At 66.9% G+C, this 25509-nt stretch carries 22 protein-coding genes and 1 pseudogene; 13 read left to right on the forward strand and 10 right to left on the reverse strand.

What is annotated here, in order from left to right; genetic code table 11:
• Positions 1–89 precede the first annotated feature (89 nt).
• The 6 genes and pseudogenes from GY40_RS14520 to GY40_RS14545 form a co-directional block, all read left to right on the forward strand.
• A complete protein-coding gene (locus GY40_RS14520) occupies positions 90–1016 on the forward strand; it encodes an ABC transporter permease (RefSeq protein ID WP_038363357.1) in 927 nt (308 codons plus the stop codon).
• Complete coding sequence (locus GY40_RS14525) at positions 1013–2983, forward strand: dipeptide/oligopeptide/nickel ABC transporter permease/ATP-binding protein (protein WP_051988047.1); 1971 nt, start codon at positions 1013–1015, stop codon at positions 2981–2983. Before GY40_RS14520 ends, GY40_RS14525 begins: the two co-directional genes overlap by 4 nt.
• Entirely contained in the window at positions 2980–4080 is a 1101-nt protein-coding gene (locus tag GY40_RS14530) for an ABC transporter ATP-binding protein (RefSeq protein WP_051988049.1), read from the forward strand. Before GY40_RS14525 ends, GY40_RS14530 begins: the two co-directional genes overlap by 4 nt.
• Positions 4081–4099: 19 nt before the next feature.
• Positions 4100–5305: an NAD(P)/FAD-dependent oxidoreductase gene (locus tag GY40_RS14535; protein WP_051988051.1), complete on the forward strand. Its 1206-nt coding sequence runs from the start codon at positions 4100–4102 to the stop codon at positions 5303–5305.
• A gap of 73 nt (positions 5306–5378) precedes the next feature.
• Positions 5379–6341 (forward strand): M14 family metallopeptidase, encoded by a 963-nt coding sequence (locus GY40_RS14540; protein WP_051988053.1) that lies wholly within the window; start codon positions 5379–5381, stop codon positions 6339–6341.
• Positions 6341–7012: pseudogene (locus GY40_RS14545) on the forward strand (transposase); the annotation flags it as partial. The gene GY40_RS14540 and the pseudogene GY40_RS14545, both read left to right, overlap by 1 nt.
• Here the strand turns inward: GY40_RS14545 and GY40_RS28560 are convergent.
• Positions 7003–8199: an FUSC family protein gene (locus GY40_RS28560; RefSeq protein WP_081925463.1), complete on the reverse strand. Its 1197-nt coding sequence runs from the start codon at positions 8197–8199 to the stop codon at positions 7003–7005. The pseudogene GY40_RS14545 and the gene GY40_RS28560 overlap by 10 nt on opposite strands.
• 131 nt (positions 8200–8330) lie before the next feature.
• Between GY40_RS28560 and GY40_RS27105 the strand changes: the two genes are divergently transcribed.
• Positions 8331–8645 carry a MarR family winged helix-turn-helix transcriptional regulator gene (locus GY40_RS27105; protein ID WP_248311194.1) on the forward strand — a complete coding sequence of 105 codons (315 nt, stop codon included), beginning with the start codon at positions 8331–8333 and terminating at the stop codon, positions 8643–8645.
• 319 nt (positions 8646–8964) lie between these two features.
• Here GY40_RS27105 and GY40_RS14555 read toward each other — a convergent pair whose 3' ends face one another.
• The 7 genes from GY40_RS14555 to GY40_RS14585 form a co-directional block, all read right to left on the reverse strand.
• A complete protein-coding gene (locus tag GY40_RS14555) occupies positions 8965–10362 on the reverse strand; it encodes an FAD/NAD(P)-dependent oxidoreductase (protein ID WP_038363361.1) in 1398 nt (465 codons plus the stop codon).
• Positions 10359–10652, reverse strand: a complete 294-nt coding sequence (locus GY40_RS14560; RefSeq protein WP_038363363.1) for a (2Fe-2S)-binding protein — start codon at positions 10650–10652, stop codon at positions 10359–10361. The genes GY40_RS14555 and GY40_RS14560 overlap by 4 nt, the downstream gene beginning before the upstream one ends.
• Positions 10636–11751 carry an NAD(P)/FAD-dependent oxidoreductase gene (locus tag GY40_RS14565; protein ID WP_038363366.1) on the reverse strand — a complete coding sequence of 372 codons (1116 nt, stop codon included), beginning with the start codon at positions 11749–11751 and terminating at the stop codon, positions 10636–10638. Before GY40_RS14565 ends, GY40_RS14560 begins: the two co-directional genes overlap by 17 nt.
• A 64-nt stretch (positions 11752–11815) precedes the next feature.
• Entirely contained in the window at positions 11816–12538 is a 723-nt protein-coding gene (locus GY40_RS14570) for an aspartate/glutamate racemase family protein (protein WP_038363369.1), read from the reverse strand.
• Between the two features lie 30 nt (positions 12539–12568).
• Positions 12569–14395 (reverse strand): ABC transporter permease subunit, encoded by a 1827-nt coding sequence (locus GY40_RS14575; RefSeq protein ID WP_038363371.1) that lies wholly within the window; start codon positions 14393–14395, stop codon positions 12569–12571.
• A gap of 1 nt (position 14396) precedes the next feature.
• A complete protein-coding gene (locus GY40_RS14580) occupies positions 14397–15473 on the reverse strand; it encodes an ABC transporter ATP-binding protein (protein ID WP_038363373.1) in 1077 nt (358 codons plus the stop codon).
• A 12-nt stretch (positions 15474–15485) separates the two neighbouring features.
• The gene (locus GY40_RS14585; RefSeq protein WP_051988055.1) at positions 15486–16550 is read right to left on the reverse strand and encodes an ABC transporter substrate-binding protein; all 1065 of its coding nucleotides are present in this window, start codon (positions 16548–16550) and stop codon (positions 15486–15488) included.
• 607 nt (positions 16551–17157) lie between these two features.
• Here GY40_RS14585 and GY40_RS14590 point away from each other — a divergent pair.
• The 5 genes from GY40_RS14590 to GY40_RS14610 all read left to right on the forward strand — a co-directional run bounded on the left by GY40_RS14590 (position 17158) and on the right by GY40_RS14610 (position 21898).
• The gene (locus tag GY40_RS14590) at positions 17158–17904 is read left to right on the forward strand and encodes a GntR family transcriptional regulator (RefSeq protein ID WP_051988058.1); all 747 of its coding nucleotides are present in this window, start codon (positions 17158–17160) and stop codon (positions 17902–17904) included.
• 34 nt (positions 17905–17938) lie between these two features.
• Positions 17939–20260, forward strand: coding sequence for a molybdopterin-dependent oxidoreductase (locus GY40_RS14595; protein ID WP_038364268.1), 2322 nt, complete (start codon positions 17939–17941; stop codon positions 20258–20260).
• A 26-nt stretch (positions 20261–20286) separates the two neighbouring features.
• Positions 20287–20634: a RidA family protein gene (locus tag GY40_RS14600; protein WP_038363375.1), complete on the forward strand. Its 348-nt coding sequence runs from the start codon at positions 20287–20289 to the stop codon at positions 20632–20634.
• A 45-nt stretch (positions 20635–20679) separates the two neighbouring features.
• Positions 20680–21075, forward strand: coding sequence for a carboxymuconolactone decarboxylase family protein (locus GY40_RS14605; protein WP_038363377.1), 396 nt, complete (start codon positions 20680–20682; stop codon positions 21073–21075).
• A gap of 91 nt (positions 21076–21166) precedes the next feature.
• Entirely contained in the window at positions 21167–21898 is a 732-nt protein-coding gene (locus GY40_RS14610; protein ID WP_081925406.1) for a DUF108 domain-containing protein, read from the forward strand.
• Between the two features lie 211 nt (positions 21899–22109).
• On the opposite strand, the gene GY40_RS14615 is transcribed toward GY40_RS14610, so the two are convergent.
• Positions 22110–23144 (reverse strand): alpha/beta hydrolase, encoded by a 1035-nt coding sequence (locus GY40_RS14615; RefSeq protein ID WP_248311195.1) that lies wholly within the window; start codon positions 23142–23144, stop codon positions 22110–22112.
• A gap of 77 nt (positions 23145–23221) precedes the next feature.
• Entirely contained in the window at positions 23222–24409 is a 1188-nt protein-coding gene (locus GY40_RS14620) for an MFS transporter (RefSeq protein ID WP_051988060.1), read from the reverse strand.
• A 132-nt stretch (positions 24410–24541) separates the two neighbouring features.
• On the opposite strand from GY40_RS14620, the gene GY40_RS14625 reads away from it, so the two are divergent.
• On the forward strand, positions 24542–25447 hold the full coding sequence (locus GY40_RS14625) for a LysR family transcriptional regulator (RefSeq protein WP_038363385.1): 906 nt from the start codon (positions 24542–24544) through the stop codon (positions 25445–25447).
• Positions 25448–25509 lie beyond the last annotated feature (62 nt).

Raw genomic sequence — 25509 nt, forward strand, 5'->3', positions numbered from 1 at the left:
AAAATGCGATCAAACAAAGAGTTGGAGCATTTCGGCGTTTCTGCAAAACGCGGAAATGCTCCGGCGCCACGCAAGCGGAGGGCCGGACGATGTTCGTTCTGAGACGCCTGGGCGGAGCCCTGCCGACGCTGTTCGCGGTCTCGCTGCTCGTCTTTCTCTTCGTCGACCTGATCCCAGGCGACCCGGCGCAGATTCTCGCCGGGCCGACCGCCTCGAACGAGGAGATCGAGAGCATCCGTCAGTTCCTCGGCCTGAACGAGCCTTTGCTCACGCGCTACGGCCATTTCCTGCGCGGCATCTGGGACCCGGCCGTCGCGACCTCCTTCCGCACCCATCGCCCCGTCGTCGTCGAACTGGCGGAGCGGCTGCCGAACACGCTGATCGTCTCGATTGGCGGGCTCGTCATCGGCGTCGTCGTCGGCACGCTCGCCGGCATTGTCAGCGCGATGCGCCCGGGCGGCTTCGCCGATGCGGCGATCACCGTGCTGACGCTCGCGGGGATCTCGATGCCGATCTACTGGCTCGGCCTGCTCTGCATCTGGCTCTTCGCGGTCCATCTCGGCTGGCTGCCGGCGGCCGGGGCCTCGACACCGGCGCATTTCGTCCTGCCGATCCTCGTCATCGCCACGCGGCCGGCCGCGATGTTCAGCCGCCTCGTCGCGGCCAGCCTGACCGAGACGATGGGCAAGGACTATCTCGACACCGCCCGCGCCAAGGGGCTGAGCGAAACCCGCGTCGTGCTCGCCCATGCCTTGCGCAACTCGCTGATCGCGGCGGTGAGCGTCGCCGGCGTGCAGTTCGGCGGCATGCTCGGCGGCTCGGTCGTCACCGAGACTGTGTTCGGCATCCCCGGCGTCGGCCGGCTGCTCGTCGATGCGGTCTCGCGCGCCGACTATCCCGTGATCCAGTACGCGATCCTGATGTTCGCGGTCTTCTTCGTCGTCATCAACCTCGTCACCGACCTGCTGACGCAATGGCTCGACCCGCGCACCCGCGAGCAGGAGAGGCCGGCATGAGCCTGGTGCAGGACATGGCCGCCGGCGCTCCCCCTCTCGCCGCGAAATCCGACGCTGCCCCTCCGCGCCGGCGCTGGACCCTGCTGTGGCGCATCCTCGCCCAGCCCAAGGGCGCGATCGGGCTGACGCTGGTCGTGCTCTATCTGCTGCTCGCGATCTTCGGGCCGATGCTGGCGCCGCAGGATGCCTTCCGCCAGAACTTCGCCCAGACCCTGCGTCCGCCTTCCGCCGCCCACTGGTTCGGCACCGACCAGCTCGGCCGCGACGTCTTCAGCCGCGTGCTGGTGGGTGCACGCGCGACGCTCGGCATCGGTGTCGGCGGTGTCGCCGTGGCGTTCCTCATCGGCGTGCCGCTCGGCATCCTCGCCGCCTGGCGGCGCGGCTGGATCGAGGCGGTGCTGATGCGCGCCATCGACATCATGCTGAGCTTTCCCGACATCGTCTTCGCGCTAGCGGTGGTGGCGATCCTCGGCGCCAATACCCAGAACGTCATCATCGCGGTCGGCGTGGTCGCGGTGCCGGTCTTCGCTCGCACGGCCCGCGCCGTGACGCTGAGCATCCTGGCCGAACCCTATATCGAGGGCTCGGCCGCGCTCGGCGCCAGCCCGGCCCGCATCATCCTGCGCCATGTGCTGCCGAACATCTCGGGCACGCTCCTGACGCTCTCGACCCTGCTCTTCGCCTCGACGCTGCTCTCGGCCTCCGGCCTCGGCTTCCTCGGGCTGGGCACGCAGCCGCCCTTCCCGGAATGGGGCACGATGCTCGGCGAAAGCCGCTCCTATATTCGCAGCCACCCTTATCTCGCGACCTTTCCGGGGCTGTTTCTGGCCGTCTCCGCCCTTGCCTTCAACTTGTTGGGCGAAGCGTTGCGTGTGATCTACGACCCGACCAGCCGGCGTACTGCCCGGAGGGCGCCGCTCTTCGCCTTCCTGCGCCGCCGTCCCGCGGCACCGTCGCCCGGCATCGCTGCCGACGTGGAGGCCGAGCGGAGCGCCGTTTCGGTCAAGGCCCTGCGTATGGCCTTCCGGACCCGCGACGGCCTGCTCGATGTCGTGCGCGGGGTCGATCTCGCGATCCGTCCGGGCCGGACGCTGGCGCTGGTCGGCGAATCCGGTTCCGGCAAATCGACCTTGCTGCGGGCCATCGGCACGCTCGCCAATCCACAGGAGGTCGCGATCACGGAAGGAGCGATCGGCATCGGCGGGCAATCCGCGCTCGGGCTTTCCGCTGCGGCTTTGCGCGAGCTGCGCCGACGCAAGATCGGCGTCGTCTTCCAGGACGCGGCGAGCGCCCTCAACCCGGTCCTGACGGTCGGCGCCCAGCTCGCCGAGGCGGTGAGCGCCGGATCGAGCCTCGACAATGAAGCTGTCCGGCAGCGCTGCATCGCCCTCTTGCAGGATGTCAGGATCGCCGATCCCGAGCGGCGCCTGGCCATGTATCCGCATCAGTTCTCGGGTGGGATGAAGCAGCGCATCGTCATCGCGATCGCGCTCGCCCAGGACCCGCAGGTGCTGCTCGCCGACGAGCCGACCAGCGCGCTTGATGTCACGATCCAGCAGCAGATCCTGGTCCTGCTGCGCGAGATCCAGGCGAAGCGCGGCATGGCGGTGCTGCTCGTCACCCATGACCTCGGCCTTGTCGCCCGCTTCGCTGACGACGTCGCGGTGATGTATGCCGGCCGCATCGTCGAGAGCGGCGAGGTCGCGACCGTGCTGGAGCGGCCGCTGCATCCCTACACGCTGGCGCTGCGCGCCTCCGCGCCCGGTGCCGGCGAGGGGCGCGGCCAGCCGCTGCGCAGCATCCCGGGCGAGCCGCCGCTTATTGGCCAGTTCCCGGCGGGCTGCACCTTCCGCCCGCGCTGCCCGCGCACGCAAGGGCGCCCGGACTGCGCCGAGCGGGAGCCCGAGCCGCGGACCGTCTCCGGCCGGCAGGTCGCCTGCCTCTTCGCCGAGGAGGGCCTGTCGTGAACGCGCCCTTCCGCCTGCCGCCCCGACATCCGGACACCGAGAGCGACGACATCGTCGTCGTGGATGGGATCAGCCGGCATTTCGGCGGCCGGAAGACGCTGTTGAGCCGCGTCGCGGCGCCGGTGGTGCGCGCCGTCGACGGCGTCTCGTTCAGCGTCCGGCGCGGGACCTGCTTCGCCATCGTTGGCGAATCCGGCTCCGGCAAGAGCTCGCTCGCCCGGCTCGTCGTCGGCTTGCTCAAACCAACTGCCGGCGAGGTCACGATCGACGGCACCCGGCTCTCGACGCTCGACAAGACCGGCCTGCGCGCGCTGCGCCGCAAGGTCCAGCTCGTCCTGCAGGATCCGCGCGCCTCGCTCGATCCGCGCATGACCGTGTTCGACACCCTGTCTGAGGCGCTGACCGTGCATGGCCTGCATCGCGAGCGCGCCGCCCGCGCCGCGCGCATCGATGCCGTGATCGCCATGGTCGGGCTGAACCCGGCGCATCTGGCCCGCTATCCACACGAGCTCTCGGGCGGCCAGCGCCAGCGCGTCGCCATTGCCCGCGCCATCATCTGCGAGCCGGATATCCTCGTCCTCGACGAGCCGGTGAGCGCGCTCGACGTTTCCGTACAGGCGCAGATCATCAACCTGCTCGCCGAGCTGCAGGCCCGCCTCGCCCTGACCTATATCGTCATCACCCATGACCTTGCCCTGGTCGCCCACATGGCTGACGCGGTTGGTGTCATGTATCTCGGCCGCTTCGTCGAGCAGGGCGATGTCGAGGAGGTCTGCGGCGCGCCGCGTCATCCCTATACGCGCAGCCTGATGGCGATTGCCGCGCCTGCGGTGCCGCCGCAGCGCGCCGGGCGCCCCGCTTTGCTCGAAGGCTCGATCCCGAGCCCGCTCGCCATACCCAGCGGCTGCAGCTTCCACACGCGCTGCCCGCTCGCTCGCGAGCTCGCCGCCGAGGGCCTGCCGGGCGTCAACACGCCCGACGGACGCCTGCCGCGCCGCTGCGTTGAGGAAACGCCCGTTCTCCACCCTGCGCCCGGGGGCCGCAGCGCCGCGAGCTGTCATTTCGCGGTTGAACGCCCCCACATCCAAGAGAGTTGAAAGACGAAGGATTCGATCGATGTCCGATCACAACAGCGCCTCCGAAGTCGTCATCGTCGGCGGCGGCATCTATGGGACGAGCCTGGCCTATCAACTCGCCAAGGCGGGCCGCAGCGTCACCCTGCTCGAGGCCGGCGAGATCGCCGGCGGTGCCTCGGGTGGGCCCGGCGAGCGTGGTGTGCGCGCCAGCGGCCGCGACCTGCGCGAATTGCCGGTCTGCGCGCTGGCCCAGCAACTCTGGGCCGAATACCAGGCCAGGATCGAGGGCGGCGTCGGCTACCGCCGCGTCGGCGGCCTCAAGATCTACGACGTCTCCTACGGCCATCGCGAGCACGAGGTGCGCGGCCGCATGGAAGCGACCGCGATGGTCCAGGCGAGCCTCGGCACACCCTCCGAGGTGCTCTCGCGCGACGAGGCGCTCGCCCGCGAGCCTGAGCTCGCTCCCGGCATCCTCGGCGCGATCTGGTGCCCGCATGACGGCGTCGGCGACCACAGCTTCGCGACGCGCCAATTCGCCAGGGAGGCGGCTAAGGCCGGCGCCGTCATCCGCACCGGCGCCAAGGTCGCCGAGATCGTGCAGACGCGCGGGGCGGTGACGGCGGTCAAGCTCGCCGGCGGCGAGACGGTCCCGGTCGGCTCGCGCCTCGTCGTCGTCGCCAATGCCGGCGCCGAGGCGCTGCTCAAGCCCGTGCTGAAACCGCATGAGCTCGGCCCGGTCTGGAACCTGATGCCGCAGATGCATTTCGTTTCGAACCCGCTGAACAGGACGATCAACCACCTGCTCTCCCATGCACATCGCCGGCTGGCGGTGAAGCAGCTCCCGGACGGCACGATCATGCTCTCGGGCGGAGCCCATGTCGGCTACACGCCGGAAGGGCTGTGGAAGGGCTCCCTCAGCTCGATGACGCAGAACGTCACCGACGGCCTCCTGACCATGCCCTTCATCGACAACTCCAGCCTGCTCAGCGTCGACGCCTCGCGGGTGGAGACTGTCGCGGCAGACCAGATTCCGCTGATCGGACAGGCCGAGGCGTTGCCGAACCTGATTTACGGCTATGGCTGGTCCGGCCACGGCTTCGCCATTTCGCTCGGCTTCACCAGGCTGTTCAGCGAATGGATCGCGACCGGCGAGAAGCCGGAGGCGCTGGAGCCGTTCTCGCCGCTGCGTTTCCACAAGCCGGCCGAGATGCTCAAGGCCGCCGCGCTCGGGCGCGCCGCGGCCTGACCCCTCCGCACCATCGACGCCAGCCGGCGGATGCGGCCCTGCCCGCATCCGCCGCAGGACAGGATCTGGATTCATGCTGACCGATTTCGACCCCGCCCGCCCCGGCAAGACCGTCCACGACCTCGGCCCGATCGCGGGACCACCGGAGGGGATCGCAGGGGAGATCCTCTGCTGCATCAATAATGGCGAAGGTCCCTCGGTGCTGCTGCTCGGCGGCATCCATGGCGACGAATACGAGGCTCAGATCGTGCTGCGTCGCCTGGCCGAGCGGCTGACGCCGGCCGATGTCACCGGGCGCGTCATCATCATCCCCTCGCTCAATTTCCCGGCCTCGCAGAAGGGCAAGCGCCTCTCTCCCTTCGACGGCCAGAACATGAACCGCTGCTTCCCCGGCAAGGCGGACGGCACGCCGACGGAACGGCTCTGCGCCTTCGTGATGGAGCGGCTCTTCCCCGTCGTCGATCTGCTGATCGACGTTCATGCCGGCGGCAGCGACGTCTCGGTGGTGCCGATGGTCTTCGGCTTCGCGACGCAGAAGAGCGTGGTCGACGATGCCCGCCTGAATCGGCTGATGGAAGCCTGGGGCTACCGTTTCGTCCAGCATGTCGACGGCATCGACGAGACGGCCTGCGGTGCCGCCAAGCTCGCCGATCTCGCCTCGATCGAGGTCGAGGGCGGCGGCGGCCGGATGAAATCCGAAGAGCTGACGATCATGGAGGACGGCCTCCTGCGCGCGCTCGCCGATTTCGGCGCGATCAAGCCGCAGCTAGAGCCCGTGCCCTTTGCCGGCGTGCATTTCAGCGCCGGGGCGGACGGGCAATATCTCGCTCCTGCGCCTGCACTGGTGGAACATTGCATTGAGCTCGGCGACAAGGTTGAAAGTGGGCAACTAGTGGCGCGACTGCACCCGATTGGCGGCGTTTTCGCGGATGCGCTTGAGATCAAGGCGCCGGTGTCCGGCTTCGTCCTGCGGCAAACCGAGCATGCTTTTGTGGCCAAGGGGCAGCTCGTTGGAAACATAGGCAGCCTGATCTAGGCAAAGTGAGCGATCCGGAGCGAATGATCCGGATGCTGTTGATCGGCTATTGCTTCTGCATCCGCTCCGAGCGTCGCCTGTGCGAGGAGGTGCGTCTGAACCTGGCCTACCGCTGGTTCTGTCGGCTCGGGCTCGACGGCAGCGCGCCTGATCACTCGACCTTCTCGAAGAACCGGCAGGGCCGCTTCCGCGAGAGCGATCTGTTGCGCGAGCTGTTCGAGACGACCGTGCAGCGCTGCATCGCGGAGGGGCTCGTCGGCGGCGAAGGCTTTGCGGTCGATGCCAGCCTGATCAAGGCCGATGCCAACAAGCAGCGTTCGGCCGAAGCCTCCGAGCCGGTCGACTGGGACGATCTCGCCCGGACCCGCTGCTCGGTGCGCGAGTATCTCGACACGCTCGACGAGGCCGCCTGGGGCGCGGCCAGCGAGGCCAAGCCGAAGTTCGTCTCCCGCTCCGATCCGGCGGCGCAATGGACCGGAGCCCTGAAGGGCCAGGCCTTCTTCGCCTATGCCACCAACGATCTGATCGATCTCGATCACGCCGTCATCGTCGAGGTCAGCCGCGCGATCCGGCAGGCCGAGGTCGGCTCGACCCGGACCATGCTCGACTGGACGCAAGAGCGCTTCGGCCTGTGGCCGGCCAAGCTCGCCGCCGACGGCGCCTACGGCTCACGGTCGTCGAGGGACCGGGCGATTGCGGGCGGGGACGTGTTTTCGTTTCGTCGTGCAGTGAATTGGACGAACAACAAGTTGGCGCCAACCACGAGTGATGCGCCGATCAGCGTGGCGACGAGACGATCGAGCAGCAGATCGTTCTCCAACGTCCGGCCGGCGTCGATGAGCAGGATGATCAGCGGCGTCATCACAGCCGAGTAGGCAAGATAATTGCCGCCCCGCAGCACAGGGCGCACAGCGGCCAGAAACCCGATGGCGACCACGAGAGCCCAGGCGGGCAGTCCCAGCCGCAGGAAGATCCCTGCCGCGGCAACCCCGAGTGCCGTGCCAAGCGCCCTCTGTGTTGCCTTGATCGGCACAGTCTCCACGTGCCGTGGAGTCAGGATCGCCACGGTCAGCCCGATCCAGTGAAAATGATGGTTGGGCCAGGCGATATCCAGCCCCGCAGCAATCGCCAGGCAAGTGACCAGCCTTGCAGGGTAGCTCCAGCCGGCCGGTGCGGCGAGCGAGCGTCGCCAGCGGACGAATTTCTGTCGTGCCGTCGGGACCCGGACCGGCGCATCGGCGGGCTCCGGCGCTGCTTGCCGGGTTCGGCGGGCGAGGGCGCCGAAAAGCAGGCTGAGCCCTGAGGTCCAAAACGCACCCGCGGAAATCAGCCCCACGAACCCCAGCGAGGTCAATGCGCGCACGGGTTCCGCAGCCGGCGGCACGGCGCTCACAATCATCAGGAAGAGGACAAAACGGGTCGCCGCTACGACCATGAAGCGACTGAAGCCGCTGATCACCGCAGCGATGCCCGAAAGCAGGAGCAGCCCGACATTGCTCAGCCAGCCATATCCTCCAAGAAGGGCTGCACAAAGCGCAGCGAGAACTATGGGAACGAGCGCATCGAGCTCGCTCTTTGCATGTGCCTGCAAGCCTGCGCCAATCTCCACGCGCCCCACCGCGAGGCCGCCGATGGCCGCAGCAAGGCCCAGCGCGAGGTGCCCTCTCTGCATGGCGAGAAGCACCGGGCAGGCCATGCCCAGCCCCGCCGCAAGAATCGCGGCGACCTCGATTTTCCCGTCTGGGGACCAGCGAAAAGCCTCCCGCAGATGCGCTCTTGTGCTCAGGTTCGGCATTCGCTCCGGATGTCCTGGTGCCTCCCGATATAATACGCTATGCGTAGTATATGGAAAGTTCATCCCGTGAGGAAGCCATATCGATTCTGCGGGCCGTTCTGGCGCTCGGCCGCCGGCTGCGAGCAGAGCGCCCGAAGGGTTCGGTCACCCTGTCCGCTGTCAGCATCCTCGGAACCCTAAGCCGGCTTGGCCCTATGGCCGCCACCCAGCTCGCTACCGAGGAACGTCTTCAGCCCCAGTCACTGACTCGCATCCTCGCGGGTCTGGAGCAGGAGGGCCTCATTGTCAGAGCCCGAAGCGATGCCGATCGGCGCGAAATCCTCATTGCCCTCAACGATCGAGGGCGGCGCGTGTTGGCCGACGATATTCATGCGCGGCGGGTCTGGTTGGAGAACGCCATCGCAGCCGTGCTGAACGAGAAGGAGCGCGATCTGCTGTTCGCTTCGTCTGAGGCCATGCTCAAGCTTGCCCTCCACCGCAGCCCTGGTGATGAAGAGGCTGCAGAATGACAGCCCCCAGGGTTCGGATTTCGGCGGCTCCTGCCGAAGGCGAATGACCAGGCGGGACTCGGCCCGGCGCTTGGATTGCCGATAGGTCTCGACAGCATCGGCGACTGCCGCGCGCTCGCGTTCTTCGTCGCTAGCGGTGGTACAGCCCAGCAGTTCCTCGGCCCGCTCCAGCGCAGCGGTCAGCTCCTGCTCATCGCGGATGACGAGATGGGCCACGGCGCATCAACCGGCGCCTAATCCGTTCGTTCCCTTCGGCGTCTATCGATCGGCTCATAGAACTCATGCGGATCGCCCGGCTCATGAGGTTCTTCGAGCCGCTTCACGCGCCTGCCCCGTCGAATGGGGCTGAGGCTGCGATCTCGCCTGTGGTGATCGGCTTGATTGGCATGCGCTGCCTGAAGTAGCCGATCTCCTCCTGACCTTTCCCGCTCAGCGCGGACATCGTCTCCGTGACCGTATGCCCGCACATTCGGCCCTGGCAGGGCCCCATCCCGCAGCGCAGGAATCCCTTCGCCTGGTTAGGGCCGGCCGCGCCCTCCTTCACGACCCGCGCGATCTCGCCCCGCGTCACCTCCTCGCAGCGGCAGATGATGACGTCGTCCGCCTGCGGCACGACGAAGACGTCGCTCGGCCGGTAGAGCGTCTCCAGGAACGGCCTGACGGCGCGGTCGCGCCCGAGCGCCGCTCGCAAAGGAGTGCCGGCCCTGTTGCGCTCCCGCTCGTCGATCGCGCCGAGGTCGCGGGCGATGTCGAGTGCGGCGATCGCGCCGCTCAGTCGCGCCGAAACGGCGCCGGCGATTCCGGCTTCGTCGCCGGCGATCCAGAGCCAGGGCTGGCTGGAGCGGTTCCACTCGTCGAGCGCGGGCCGCCAGCAGCGCTGGCGCTCGTCCCAGAGGTGCCGGCAGCGCAGAGCCATGGCGAGATTCACATTGGGCACGACGCCCTGATGGAGCGCGACACGGCCCGTATCGGCGCGCTGCCAGCGCCCGCCGCTACGCCATCTCACGCCGCGTATGGCGTCCTCGCCTTCGAGCTCCACCTGCTCCACGCCGCGCTCGATCCGGACGCCCGCGGCCCGCAGCTCGCGGATCAGACCGAGCCCTTTGAACAGATAGCGGGCGGCGAGAAGGGCTCGCGGGAGATGCGGGAGCGCCGCGCCGAGGTTCCTCCGCGGTGTCGTCTCGATGACCAGCCGCGGCGGATGGCCGGCGCGACAATATTGCGCCGCGACGAGGTAGAGCAGCGGCCCGCAACCGACGAAGACAATGTCGTCCTCCACCAGCCCGGCGGATTTCAGCAGGATCTGGGCCGCGCCGGCGGTCATCACGCCGGGCAAGGTCCAGCCGCGGAGCGGGAAGGGACGCTCCATCGCACCGGCCGCCGCGACGATCCGGCGCGCGAAGGTCACGCCCGAGCCGCTGCGCGAGCGCCAATGGATCTCTCCCTCCGCGATGGACCAGACCATCGTCCCGGCGCGATGCTCCGCGCCGGAGCGCTGGAAGGCCTCGACCAGGTCGAGACCCGCATAATAGTCCGGTCCCAGGATGTCCTGGCGATCCCGTTCCGGCCGCTCGGTAACGGCGCGATAGATCTGGCCACCGGGTCGGCCGGCCTCGTCGAACACCACGCAGCTCAGACCCTGCTTCCGGGCCATGACGGCAGCTGCCATGCCGGCCGGCCCCGCGCCGATGATCGCGACGTCGAACGGGGCGGTCACCGGTTGATCTCCGCGGCGCCCGCCTGCGGCTCGACGACCATGCCGCCATGCACGGTCTCAAGGCAGGCCTGCCGATTGGGCTCGCCATCGACCGTGACGAGGCATTCGAAGCACACCCCCATCATGCAATAGGGGCCGCGCGGGGCCCCGGATCGCGGTGTGCTGCGGAAGGCCTTGATGTCGGCACGCAGAATGGCCGCAGCGAGATTCTCCCCTTCGCGGGCGGGAATGGCTCTGCCCGCGAAGGTGAACGAGGTATCGAATTCCCGGAGGTCAAGACGCTGGAACACTGAAGCGATCCGATGAGAAAGGCTGCCAGGCCGGATCCAGCCGGCCGGCGGACAATGCGGTGGCAAGGGGGCCGGCATGGAACGGCGCGAGCGTGACGCCGCTATGGACCGTGACCAGGAAGGCGCCCGGATGGGCCGCCGACTCGGCATAGACTGGCATGCCGTCCGGCGACATCACGCGCAGCGCCGCCCAACTGCGCACGACCTGCGCATTGGCGAGCAGCGGCAAGGCGGCGACGGCGCGTTGGGCCGTCGTCTGGATGACATCGGGCGTGGTGCGATCGTCCAGCCCGGCCTCTTCCGAGGATTCCCCGAAGATGACGCCGCCCTCCACCGTCTGGCGGATGAAGCTGATCCCGTAGCGCAGGAAAGGCTTCAGTTTCTCCGTGACCAGAATCTGGCCCCGGACGGGACGGATCGGAGCGGACAGGCCCAGCCCGGGTGCGAGCTCCTTGTTGCCGAGCCCGGCGGTCAGGATCACCCGATCGGCGAGCCAGTCGCCCTGAGGCGTCTCCACCCGAAAACCCGAGCCGTCCGGTGCAAGGCGCGCCACGGGGTGGCCGGGCCGGTAGTCGCCGCGCCGTTCGAACACCGACAGCAGGGCGCGCAGCAGGTGGAACGGGTTCGTCGTGCCGTCGTCGCTGCAGAACGTCGCCCCGACCACCGCGGAGCTGACCTCGGGCAGCAGCCTGCGAATGCCGGCATTGTCCATGACCTCGAACCGGCTCGGCACCGTGGCCTGGGCATCCAGATCGGTCAGCGTCTTGCTGCGGCGTTCCAGTTCCGCTTCCGTGAAGCAGAAGAAGAACGCCCCGGGCCGCCGGAAATGCAGGTCGATCCCGCTCTCGGCGCCGAGATCGTGGGCGAAATCGTCCCAATCCTTCGCCGCCCGCCGGGTCAGGTCGGCATAGGCCGGGCCGCCCGCGCCCTTGCCCTGCACCCAGACATTGCCGAGATTGCCGCGCGCCGCCCGGAAGGCGATGTCGCCCTCGTCGAACAGCGTCACCTTTTCACCGCGGGCGGCGAGACCATAGGCGACGCTCGCGCCGACGATGCCGCCGCCGATGACGGCGATTCCCGTCTTGTGCGGGCTCCTCATGCGGCCCTGCCCATGTCGTGACAGGGCGAATAGGTCCGAGCGCGTTTCATGGCAGCGTCGATGGTCAGTCCGTGCCGAAGCGCCGCGGCTTCAGCGCCGCATGGAAGGTGTTGACCATCGTGACCGCGTCGAAGACCGGCAGGCCGAAGCGTTCGGCGATATCGGCACTGAACGGCGTCAGGTTGGTGCACTCCCCGACAATGGCACCGACATCGGGATGCCGGCTCAGGAGATCGCCCGCGGCGGCGAGCACCTCGTTGCGCAGCACGTCATAGGGAACGGTGTCGTCGCCCTCGCGGATGCTGCGGACGAATTCGGAGCTCTGCGGCAGGCCGACAACCGGTGTGTCCTCGGCGATGCCGACGGCGCGCAGATAGGGGCCGTTCAGCACCTCGGCATTGTAGGTGAGGATGCCGACCTTCTTGCCCGTCGGCAGCATGCGCTCGACCATCGGCACCTGCAGCAGCGCGCTGGTCGCGACCGGCACGGAGCAGAAATCGGCAAGCTCGCGCTGGTAGATCGAGAGGAAGCCGCAGGTCGTGGTGATGCCGTCGACGCCGGCATCGATCAGCTCCTGCGCCGCGCGCTTGAACGGTTCGAGCAGGCTGGACTGGTGCAGTTCCGTCATGCGCGAGGGCACGGCGTCGTGGACGATCTTGTACTGCACCGGAAAATCCCAGGTGCCGGCATGGCCGATATCGCCCGGCCAGCGCCGGAAGCGGCTGTTGACCATCAGGATGCCGACGGTGACGCCGTAATAGGTCTTCTGGCGAAGGTTGTTGCGCATGGAACCCTTCCGGATCGTGCCGCGTGGGCGTCAGTGGCGGCCGGCCGAACGCCGGAACCGCTCGTTGAGGAACAGGAGGCCGGTCATCAGCACCAGCAGCAAGGTCGCGACGGCCGCGAGCGTCGGATTGATCTGGAGCAGCAGGTCCGACCACATCTGGCGCGGCAGCGTGTTGAAGGAGCCGCCGGTCAGGAACAGCGCCACCGTCAATTCGTCGAAGGAGGTGACGAAGGCGAAGAGGAAGGCGGAGAGCAATCCCGGCTTGATGATCGGCAAGGTGATCCGGCGCAGCGTCTGCCACCGGCTCGCGCCCATCACCGCCGCCGCCTGGTCGAGCCGCCGGTCATAGGTTGCGAGCACCGCCATCACCGTGATGACGACATAGGGCACGGCCAGCACGGCATGGGCGATGACCAGCCCGGTCACCGTCCCGACCAGTTCGAGCTTCGAATAGAGGAAGAACAGGGCGACCGCGATGACGATGCGCGGCACGATCAGGGGCGAGAGGATCACGGCGAGCGCGGCGGTCTTGCCCGGAAAGCGGTTCCAGGCCATCGCGAAGGCCGCCATCGTGCCCAGCACCAGCGCCACGGCGCCCGAAGCCAGCCCGACGACGAGCGAATTCCAGGCGGCGCTGGTCCAGTCGGAGGAAGCGAAGACGGCCTCGTACCAGCGCAGCGAGAAGCCGCCCGGATTGGCCTGCACCGCATTGCCCGGCGTGAAGGAGGCCGGGATCACGAAGAGCGTCGGGATCAGCAGGAAGGCGACGACGATGAGGAACAGCGCGAGGCTGCTGCCCCGGCCGAGCCCGCGGAAGGCGCGCGCGGGAAGCAGCCAGGCGAAGACCGCGCCGATGCCGGCACAGAGGCTGCCGAGGCCGTTGACGACCGCCCGGCCGATCACGTCGAGAATGCGCGACCAGGCCGAGACCGTTCGTGCCGAGCGGTCGGCGGAGCCGCCGGCCAGGCTCGACAGTCCGACGACTCGGTCATAGGCGACGAAGACCAGGATCGAGGCTGCGAGCAGCAGGACCGAGAGCGTGCTGGCCGCCGGCCAGTTCAGCAACTCCTGGATCTGGGTGATGATCACCTGCGTCAGCATGGTCTCGCGCGCGCCGCCGAGCAGGGCAGGGGTGATGAAGAAGCCGAGCGAGCTGATGAAGACCATCATTGCGGCGGCGCTGATGCCCGGCATGCATTGCGGGATATAGATGCGCCAGAAGATCTGGGCGCGTCCGGCGCCGAGCGTCTCCGCAGCACGCGACAGGTTGCCGTCGATCGTCTGCATCACCGGCAGCATCGTCATGACCGCGAGCGGCAGCATCGCATGCGACATGCCGATCAGCGTGCCCGTGAGGTTGAAGATCAGCGAAGCCGGTGCATCGACGATGCCGAGCGCGAGCAGGAGCTGGTTGACCGCGCCGTTCCGCCCCAGAAGGATCATCCAGGCGAAGGTCCGCACCAGGAAGCTGGTCCAGAACGGCAGCAAAACCCAGATGACCAGCGCGTTGCGGCTGTGGGGCGCGGCGTTTGCCAGATAATAGGCGACCGGGAAGCCGCCGACGACCGAGATCACCGTGGTCCAGCCGGCGATCTTGAAGGTGATCAGCAGGACGTCGAAATAGAGCGGATCGGAGAAGGCCTTGGCGAAGTTGGCGGAGGTGATCGCTCCGCTCTGGTCGAACAGCGATAGCGACAGGATCTGCCCGACCGGGAAAAAGAAGAAGAGCGCCAGGAAGGCGAAGAGCGGGAGCAGTGGCAGGAGCGGCCTTGCGCGGCGCAGCCGCGGCTGAAGCGCTGATATCGCGGGCTCGGCAACGGGGGCGGGTTCGTAATCGCGCGCGGACATGGCCGTCATGTCAGGCGCCCGGCGGCAGCACGATGGCGTCGGCGGCGGACCAGCCGAGCGTCACGCTCTGCCCGCGCTCCGGCAGCGGCTGCCCGGATGTCAGCTCCTTCGCGAGAAGGGTCGTGCCGTCGTCGAGCCGGACATTGATCTTGGTGAAGCCGCCGACAAAGACGGCGTCGAGCAATTGGCCGCGCCGGATGTTCTCATGCGCCTCGCCGTCGCGGATGAGCTTCAGCCGTTCCGGCCGCACCATCCAGTTGACCTCGACATCGGTGCGGTGGCCGGCATCGGCCGCCACCCTGATCGTCGAGCCGTCGGCAGAACCGAGTAGGGTCTCCGTTCCGGTCGAAAGCACCTTCGCAGGGGCGATGTTGGATTCGCCGAGGAATCCGGCCGCGAACACCGAGGCCGGCTTAAAATACAATTCCGCCGGCGTGCCGATCTGCTCGACCCGGGCATTGTTCATCAGGCAGATGCGGTCGGACATCGACAGCGCTTCCTCCTGATCATGCGTGACGTAGAGGATGGTGATGCCGAGCTCGACATGCAGACGCTTGATCTCGGTCTGCATGTGCTCGCGCAGGTTCTTGTCGAGGGCGCCGAGCGGCTCGTCCATCAGGATGATCGAGGGCTCGTAGACGATGCAGCGCGCCAACGCGATCCGCTGCTGCTGGCCACCGGACAATTCGCGCGGCAGGCGCTCCGCGACATGGGGCAGATGGATGAGGTCGAGCACCCGGCGCACCGCCGCGTCGATCTCGGCCGCGCCCATCCGGCGCATGCGCAGCGGAAAGGCGATGTTCTCGTAGATCGAGAGATGCGGGAACAGGGCATAGTTCTGGAAGACCATGCCCAGCCCGCGCTTCGCCGAGGGCTCGTCGGTGACGCGCCGCCCGTCGATCCAGATGTCGCCACCCGTCGGCTCGGTCAGCCCGGCGATCAGCGACAGGAGCGTGGTCTTGCCCGAGCCGGACGGCCCGAGCAGCGTCAGGAACTCCCCGTCGCGCATCGAGAGCGTCGTCGGCTGCAGCGCCGCCACGTCGTTGTAGCGCTTGGTGACCTGTTCGGTTCGCAGCTTCTCCGACATCGGGCCTGCGCCTCAGCTACGGAGCAGCCAGGCGTTGAAGCGCTCGAACATCTTGTCCTTGTTCGCGCCCCACCATTCGTCGTTGCTCGGGATCAGCTTGCTGAAGTTGGCCGGCTCCGTCGGCAATTGCTTGGCGCGGGCGGGGTCGATGAACTTGAACGCCGTCTGGTTGGTCGGGCCATAGGCCAGCGCCTTGGTATAGAGCGCCTGCCGCTCGCCATTGGCGCAGGAGGCGATGAACTTCTTGGCGAGCTCCGCCCGCGGGCAGCCCTTCGGAATCGCCCAGCCTTCCATGCCGTAGAGCCCGCCATCCCAGATGATCTCGACCGGCGCGCCATTGTCGATCGCCGCCTGGATGCGCGCATTGCTGGAGGGCAGGAAATCGACCTCACCGCTCTGCAGAAGCTGCGTCGTCTGGGTGAAGCTCGTCCACCAGACCGCGATATGCGGCTTGATCGTGTCGAGCTTCTTGAAGGCCCGGTCGACATCGAGCGGGTAGAGCTTTTTCGGGTCGACGCCATCCGCCAGCAGCGCCCCTTCGAGCGTATGGATCGGGCTCTTCGGCAGGGCGCGGCGGCCGGGGAACCTGGCGACGTCGTAGAAATCGGCCCAGTTCGAGGGGCGGGCCTTCATGTTGTCGGTGCGGTAGCCCAGCACGCTGCCATAGACGTTGGTGCCCAGCCAGTCCGGCTGCTTCGCCAGCGGCAGAAGCTCGTCGTAATCCGCGCCCGAGAACTGCAATGGCTCGAGCAGCCCGGCATCCGAGAGCAGCTTGCGTGACGACAGGGTGATCGAGACGACGTCCCAGACATAGGACTTGGCGTCGACCTGCGCCTTCACTTGGCTGGTCGGCTCGGAGTCGCGGGAGACGTTGACGAGCTCGGCGCCGGTCTTGCGGAAAGGCGCATAGAAGGCGGGGGTGAAGCCGGTGACGTAGACGCCGCCGGGATCTGCCACGGTGATCCGCTCGGCGGCGGAAGCCGGGCGGATGATGAAGGGCGCGGCGATCAGGCCGGCGCCACCGCCGAGAAGGCCGCGCCGCGAAATTCCATTACGAACGAACGAGTGATCCGGCATGACATTCCCCTTTTTCTTGGAGTCAGGTGGAGAAATGGTCTTCGATGGTCATCTATGCCTGCGTCGAAATTAGAGACTGTTCTTCAAACAGGTCAATCTGTTTTTCAAAGCGGACGAACCCATCTACGCTCGATTCTCTGCTTCCGCGAGGGATGGAATGACTTAATTTGCGTCCGTTTGTGGTAGAATAATTTACGAATACGTCGTGTCCGGGCGCTTTCAGGAAAGCGATACGCTCATCACGGCGGGGTTGGGGAAAGTTTAGCTGGATGATCGCTGTCCCGATGGACGGCATGTCAGCGCCGGCATCTCGAATCCTGGGAACGACCGCCGCTATGCCCGGGCCGCCGCATCGCATGCGGGGTTCGACATGCGGTGCGAGAGAACGTCGATCGAGCCGCCGATCGCGCCGGCCCGAGGCCGGGGCGGACGAAATGGGCTCCGCCACTGTCCTTCGGCTGAGGAGCGAGGATGCGGCCATCGACTCCATCACATGGTCATTGTCGATTTCATGTTGTCGACAATACGCAAGGCATGTAGGTTTACAACATCAAATTTGCGCCGCATTCGATTTCGCATCGACCAGCGGTTCGACGGGGAGACGCGCATGAACAAGCCGGCAATGCCCGGTGGTGCCGTGACGGCGGTGAGCGCCCGGCGGCCGGCGATCATCGTGGCGCCGAAATCGCTGACCCAGCAGATTTCGGACCATATCCGCTCCGAGATCATCCACGACAACATCAAGCCGGGCGAGTGGATCCGGGAGAAGGCGCTGACCGAGCAGTTCGGGATATCGCGGACGCCGCTGCGTGAGGCCCTGCAGATCCTGGCGACGCAGCGGCTGATCGAGATCATCCCGAACCGCGGTGCGGTCGTGGTCGCATTGTCGGATGACGAGATCCGCCATCTGCTCGAGGTCTATGTCCGCCTCGACGTCTTCGCGGCCGAACTCGCCTGCGAAAAGGCGACGCCGCTGGACGACGAGACGATCCGCCGGCATCTCGCGACCATGGCGGAGGCCTATCATGCCGGCGACCGCTATACCTATTTCGACGCCAACCAGGCCTTCCATCTCGCGATTGCCGCGGCATCGCACAATCCCGTGCTGATCGAGATGCACGCGCAGCTCAATCTGCGCCTCTACCGCACCCGCTATCTCGGGGTTCTGCAGGCCGAGAACTGGGCGAAGGCCTTCAACGAGCACGAGCCGATCGCCGAGGCCTTCCTCAACCGCAATGCGTCCGAGCTCGCCCGGCTGGTCTCGGAGCATCTCGGCTTCGCCTGGCGCATGGTTTCGTCCGACGAAGTTGCGAATGCGGCAGCGACGCCGGTCGATCTGGCAAGGACCGCCTGACTATCCGCTGACCTCCCGATCCGGGGTGACGACGATGTTGAAGACACCTGCACGACCGACCGTCGCCACCCATTGGGGCACCTATCGCGTGCGGATGTCCGAGGGCCGGCCCGCCGAGCTGGAAGGCTTCGAGCAGGACCCGGCGCCCTCTCCCATCGCCCGGTCGATGATCGGCGCGCTCGATGATCCCACGCGGATCGAGAAGCCGATGATCCGGGCCTCCTTCCTCGAAAAGGGCCATCGCGCGACGGGGGCAGGGCGCGGCGCGGAGCCCTTCGTCGCCGTGGACTGGCCCGAAGCCATCGCCATCGCTGCCGGCGAGCTCGACCGGGTCCGCAAGGAGCACGGCAACGGCGCGATCTTCGGCGGCTCCTATGGCTGGGCCAGCGCGGGGCGCTTCCATCACGCCCAGAGCCAGATCCACCGCTTCCTCAACGCCATCGGCGGCTATACCCGCTCCGTCGGCAATTACAGCTATGCCGCCGCCGATGCGATCGTACCGCATGTCGTCGGCGACCGCCGCGGGCTCGTCACCGATCACACTTCATGGCCCGTCATCATCCGCCACGCCCGGATGCTGGTGATGTTCGGTGGCCTGCCGCTGAAGAATTCGCAGGTGAGCTCGGGCGGGATCGGCCGCCACATCCTGGCCGAGAGCCTGGAAGCCTTCGCGGCGAACGGAGGCGAGCTCATATCGGTCACGCCGATCCGGGACGATGTCGAGGAGCGTTTCGGTGCCACCTGGCTGCCGATCGCGCCCAATACCGATACCGCGCTGATGCTCGGCGTCGCCCACACACTCTGGAGCGAGGGGCTGCACGACAAGGCCTTCCTCGCGCGCTGCACCACCGGTTTCGACAAATTCCTGCCCTATCTCTCGGGCGAGAGCGACGGCGTCGCGAAGACGGCGGAGTGGGCGGCCGCGATCTGCGGCATCGATGCAGAAGCGATCAGGAGCCTCGCCCGCAGGATGGCGGCCCAGCGGACCATGATCATGCTGGCCTGGGCGGTGCAGCGTGCGGATCATGGCGAGCAGCCCTGCTGGATGGCGATCACGCTTGCCGCGATGCTCGGCCAGATCGGCCTGCCCGGCGGGGGCTTCGGCATCGGCTACGGTTCGGTCAACGGCATCGGCAACCCGATCCTCGACCTCGCCTGGCCGTCCTTCTCGCAGGGGAGCAGCGGCGTCGACGACTACATCCCGGTGGCGCGGATCTCGGACCTGCTGCTGAAGCCGGGAGAACCCTATCAGTTCAACGGGCAGGAGCGGCGCTATGCCGATATCCGCCTCGTCTACTGGGCCGGCGGCAACCCCTTCCATCACCATCAGGACCTCAACCGCTTCCTCGAAGCCTGGAAGCGGCCGGAGGTGACGATCGTCCATGAGAGCTGGTGGAATCCACTCGCCCGCCATGCCGATATCGTCCTGCCGGTGACCACCCAGCTCGAACGCAACGATATCGTCTGCTCCAGCCGCGATCGCCTTCTCGCGGCTTCGCACCGGGTCGCCGCGCCGTTCGGGCAGGCCCGGAACGACTACGATATCTTCGGTGCGCTGGCTGCCGCGCTGGGCGCGGAAGCGACCTTCACCGAGGGGCGGGCCGAGGAGGCGTGGCTGCGCTTCCTCTACGAGACGGCGCAGGAGCGTCTCGCGGGGCTGGGTTTCAACCCGCCCGATTTCGAGACCTTCTGGGAGGAGGGGGCGCTGCTCTTCCCGGAGCCGGAACGGCAGCCATCCCTGTTCGAGGCGTTCCGGCAGGACCCTGCCGCCAACGCCCTGCCGACGCCGTCCGGCCGGATCGAGATCTGGTCCGACAGGATCGCCTCATTCGGCTACGACGATTGCCCGGGCCACCCGGCCTGGCTCGAGCCGCGGGAATGGCTCGGCGCCGGCAAGGCGGCGCGCTTCCCCCTGCATCTGATCTCCAACCAGCCCAAGACCAAGCTCCACAGCCAATACGATCAGGGCTCGCATTCCCGCGCCGCCAAGATCCGGGGGCGCGAGCCGGTCCGGATTCATCCGGTAGATGCGAAGGCTCGCGGGATCGGCGACGGCGACATTGTCCGCCTGTTCAACGAACGCGGCGCCTGCCTTGCGGCGGCGGTGCTGTCCGAGGCGGTTCGCCCCGGCGTCCTGCAGCTCGCCACCGGCGCCTGGTTCGACCCGGCGATGCCGGGTGTCTCCGGGAGCCTCGAAAAGCACGGCAACCCCAACGTCCTGACCCATGATCTGGGGACGTCGCGCCTGGGGCAGGGGCCGAGCGCGCAATCCTGCCTCGTCGAGATCGAGCGCCACGACGGCGATGTGCCGCCCGTGACCGCCTTCGATCCGCCCCCGATCGTCAACCGCTCCTAACGACGCCAACCCGCGCGGAGATATCCATGCTGATCAAGAGAGCCGATTCGAACGGGCGCCGAAGCCGCGCCGTGGTGCATAACGGCACGGTCTATCTCGCGGGGCAGGTGGCGGATGACCGCTCGGTCTCCGTGGCCGGCCAGACCGCCCAGGCGCTGGCGAAGGTCGACGACATGCTCGCGCAATGCGGCAGTGACCGCACCAAGATCCTGTCGAGCATCATCTGGCTGAAGTCGATGGACGACTACAAGGCCATGAACGAGGTCTGGGACGGCTGGGTCGATCCGGATAATGCGCCGGCGCGCGCCTGCGTCACGGGCGACATGGCCTACCCCGATATCCTCGTCGAGATCATGGTCGTCGCGGCCGCGTGACGGCCCCGAAAGCAATCCGGCCGCATGAACCCTTGGAGACAGCCGATGCCTCGCCCGAAAGCGATCGAATACAGCGAAGCCAGCGATGCGGTGAAAGCCGTCTATGACGAGATCAAGTCGGCGCGAAAGCTCGACGACGTCAACAATTTCTGGAAATACCTCGCCAATGACGAGAAGACCCTGCGCCGGACGTGGGACAGCGTCCGGGAGGTGATGGCGCCGGGCGCGCTCGACCCACTCGTCAAGGAAATGATCTACGTCGCCGTCAGCGTGACCAATAATTGCGGCTACTGCATCGCGAGCCACAGCGCCGCCGCCGCCAAGGCGGGCATGACGCCTGAACAGTTCCAGGAACTGATTGCGGTCGTCGGCATGGCGAATGAAACCAACCGACTGGTGAACGGGTATCGCGTGCCGATCGACCCGGCCTTCGAGAGATAGCCGCGGCGGTCATCAGCGATCGGCCGATCGCGGGCACCCGGCGGCGTGTCGCGCCTCCGGAGAATTTTCCTCCGAGCGCGAGGGTGGAACGATGCTTCGTGTGGGTCTTGTCGGGCTGGGTCGTATCGCCAGGACATTCCTGAGCCTGCGGACGGCGGAGGATGATGCGCACTGGCAAGTCGTCGGTGTCCTCAAGCGGAATGTCGCAGCCGCCGAAAAGGCGGATTTCCCTGTTGTCGACACGCTTGCCGAAATCGGCGCATTGGCGCCGGACCTTCTGATCGACTTCACCGGGCCGAGCGCACTCAACGCTTACGGAGCCGATCTTCTCCGTCTTGCCGACGTCTGGACGGTCGGGGCCGCGGCCCTCGTCTCCCCGGCGCTCGAACGGGATCTGCGCGAGGTCGCGGGGCAGACGGGGCATCGCCTGCGATTGCTGCCGGGCGCGATCGGCGGGTTGGACGCGCTTTCCGCCATGGCGGTCGACCCCGACTCGACTGTTTCGATCTTGGCTTGCACGGCGTCGAATCCGGTCGCGTCGGGGGTGATCGATGATGCGCGCTCCGTCGTAGGCAGGAGCCGTGGCGTGAACGTCATTGCCACCGCCGCCTTCGCCTCGCGCGGCCTGGACCGGACGCCGGTCGATCACGTCGCGGTTGGCGACGGGGAGCAGCGCAGATTCGCCATCGAGGCCGACGGCGCCTACGGGTCATTTCGTGTCTGCATCGATCCGGTGACGGACGCGGAGCGCGGTACCATGCTTGTGGCCGCCAGTGCCATCGCTGCCCTGCGAAATGGCTACCGCCCGATTTGGGTCGGCTGACGCTGTCTTCATTGAAACGCTCGCTCGCGGAACGCACCGCGGGCGATGCCAGCTTGAACGGATATTTGCCAGGGCCGAAATGGGCGAAGACCCGGAAGTCAAGCCGCCCAAGGCGCGACGAAGGTTTGTGCCCGGTGTCATTCGATGCACTCCTTGCCAAGGGAAGTGGTTGCGCTCGGATCGCCGCCACTTCCTTCGATCCCGGCTTTCGTCAGGCGGCGAGGTGTCGGTTGAAGAAGCTGGCCAACTTGTCGAACGGGATCGCGTCGACCTTGTCATAGAGATCGACGTGGCTGGCTCCCGGGATGATCATCAGTTCCTTGGGTTCGGCTGCGGCTGCATAGGCGGTTTCGCCGAAGTAGCGCGAATGGGCCTTTTCGCCGTGGATCAGCAGGACCGGGCGTGGCGAGATCTCCTTGATGTAGGTCAGGAGCGGCATGTTCATGAACGAGAGCGGCGTCGTCCGGGTCCAGGAATGGCCCGAGTTGACCGCACGCGGGTGGTATCCGCGCGGCGTCCGGTAATAGTCGTGGTAGTCGACCAGGAACTGCGCCTCGCCGCCCTTCAGATCGTTGTAGGGCGGCTGGTAGGCCGGGGTTCCGTTCGCGGCGTCATCCCAACGCTGCCGGCTTAGGTGCTCCAGCGCCTGCGTGCGCTGTTCGAGAGTCACGCTGTCGTTGTAGCCTTTCGACATCACGCGGGTCATGTCGTACATGGTGCTGGCGACGACGGCCTTGACCCGCTTGTCCACGGCGACCGCATTCAAGGCCATGCCACCCCAGCCGCAAATGCCGATGACGCCGATCCGCTCGCGGTCGACGGAGGGAAGAAGCCCGAGATGGTCGACGGCGGCACTGAAATCCTCGGTGTTGATATCCGGCGAGGCAACGTTGCGGGGCTCGCCACCGCTTTCGCCGGTGAAGGATGCATCGAAGGCCAGCGTGACGAATCCGCGCTCCGCCATCGTCTGCGCATACAACCCCGATGACTGCTCCTTCACCGCGCCGAATGGGCCGCCGACGGCCAGCGCCGCCAGCCGCCGGCCGGCCCGGTCCTTGGGCAGGTACAGATCGCCCGCCAGGGTGATGCCGTAGCGATTCCTGAAGGAGACCTTCTGGTGATCGACCTTCTCGCTCTTCGGGAAGGTCTTGTCCCAGTCCGCTGGCATGCTCTGAGCCTTTGCGTTGGAGAGGTTGAAGAGAGGGGCGGCTGCCAAGACGGCGGCGCCCGCACCGGTCAGTTTCATCAGATCGCGACGGTCCAGGCGTGTGGTCGACGCCGGGGCTGTATTGGTATCCATCGATATCTCCCGTTCTTCCGTGACTATTCGGGCTTCAGCAGGCGTCGACCGTTGCCGATCAGCGCAACGCCGATGGCGGCCAGGATCAGGCTCCCCATGAAGGTCGCGAAGATCGACAGGCCATCGAGCAGCATCCCGCCGACGACGGCCCCGAGCAGGATCGAGGCCTGGATCGCGGCGACCATCAGGCTGCCGGCGGCCTCCGGCGCATCGTCTGCGTTCTGCGACATCCAGGTCATCCAGATCACCGACATGGCGGTGTTCATGGCGCCCCAAACCGCCAGGAAGACCCCGGCCGCGACGACCGAGCCGCCAAGCAGCAGGAGGCCGAGCGTGCAGCCGCCCATCAGCAGCGCGGGAAGCCTGAGGAGAGGCGCCACGCTGCCGCTCAGAAACCGACCGGAAGCCCAGGTTCCGACGAAGCCGGCGCAACCGAGCACCAGCAGCAGGATGGAGAGCGTCGTCACATCCGCCCCCGTCACCAGCTCCAGGAACGGGCGCAGATAGGTGAACATCGTGAAGGCCGAGCCCCAGGACAGCATCGAGGCGACGAGGCCGCGCAGGAAATACGGGCGCTTCAGCAGGCCGAGCATGGTCCGGACATCCTGCCGCTGGCGCGCCGGGAGTGAGGGCAACGCGAGCAGATGCCAGACGAGGTTGACGGCGACGATCGGCGTCAGCGCCCAGAACACGGAGCGCCAGCCGAACAGGCCGCCTAGATAGCTGCCGACGGGCGCGGCGAAGGCCGCCGCGATGGCCTGGCCGCCATACATCAGCGCCAGGGCGCGCGGCACCTCGCTCTCCGGAACCAGCCGCATGATAACGGCCGTCGCCAAGGCCCAGAAACCGCCGATGCAGATTCCGAGCAGGGCGCGACCGAGCATCAGGACGGCGAAGTTCGGGGCGACTGCGACCAGTAGCAGCGAGACCAACATGAAGGCGGTCATTGCGACCAGGATCCATTTGCGGTTCAGCGTCCCGGCGGCGGTGGTGATGATCATGCTCGCCGCGACCGCGAAGAGACCGCTGATCGAGATCGCCTGTCCGGTCTGACCCTCGGTCGCGCGCAGTCCTTCGGCCATTGGCGTCAGCAGGCTGACCGGCATGAACTCCGAGGCGATCAGCAGCGCCACGCAAAGCGCCATCGAGAGGACGGCGCCCCAGGAGGCGATCGACTTGGTTCCTTCATGCGATACGGCGGTGACCGCCATGTTGCTTCGCTCCTGCATCCGTTGCTGCAGTGCAAAATAGCGGTTCAACCTTCGAACGATTACCCGTCTGAATTTGAATGAACTAATCGATGAAATCGATTAATCTCGCCTGCGCCAGAACCGGGAAGCCTTATGGACAAGACCGATCTCAACCAGCTCAGGTGGTTTCAGGTCGTCGCCGAGGAGCACAGCTTCACCCGGGCGGCGGCGAAGATCGGCGTCGCGCAGTCGACGATCAGCTACGCCATCAAGCAACTCGAAGAGCGCATGGGCGTTCGCCTTCTAACCCGCACCACGCGCAACGTCGCGACGACCGTCGCCGGCGAGCGCCTGCTCCAGACCATCACGCCGCGGATCGCCGAAATCGAGGACGAGATCGCGGCGCTGACGGCGCTGGGTGACAAGCCGTCGGGCTCGATCAGGCTGACGCTCTCCGACCACGCCCTCGAAAGCGTCGTCTGGCCGAAGCTGAAGCCGATCCTCCGGGACTATCCCGACATCCATGTCGAGCTGATCCTCGACAGCACCTTCCGCAACATCGTCGAGGAGGGTTTCGACGCCGGTGTCAGGCTGGGCGAGAGCGTCGAGAAGGATATGATCGCCGTGCGGATCGGCCCGGACTGGCGGCTGGTGGCCGTGGCATCGCCTGCGTATCTCGACATGCACGGCGTACCGCAACATCCGCAGGATCTGGTCCGGCACGTCTGCATCAACATGCGCCACGAGACAGCCGGCGGACTCTATACCTGGGAATTCGAGAAGGATGGACAGGAGCTGCGCGTCCGGGTCGGCGGTCAGCTCACCTTCAACAATTCCTACGCCATGATCGATGCGGCGGTGAACGGCTACGGCATCGCCTACGTACCGAACGATATCGTGGAGCGTCAGGTCGCATCGGGCGAACTGGTCCAGGTGCTGGACGACTGGTCGCCCTTCTTCGACGGCTATTTCCTCTATTATCCCAGCCGCCGACAGAATCTCCCGGCCTTCAAGGTGATCGTCGAGGCATTGCGCCACCGACGTCCGGCAGGTCCCTGAATCGTTGGGGTCCGCTTTCGGGCAATGCGCCAAGGTTAGCTCGTGGCGCGACCCCGACACGC

This window comes from Allobosea sp. UNC402CLCol (genome assembly GCF_000745475.1).
GTDB lineage: Bacteria > Pseudomonadota > Alphaproteobacteria > Rhizobiales > Beijerinckiaceae > Allobosea > Allobosea spartocytisi.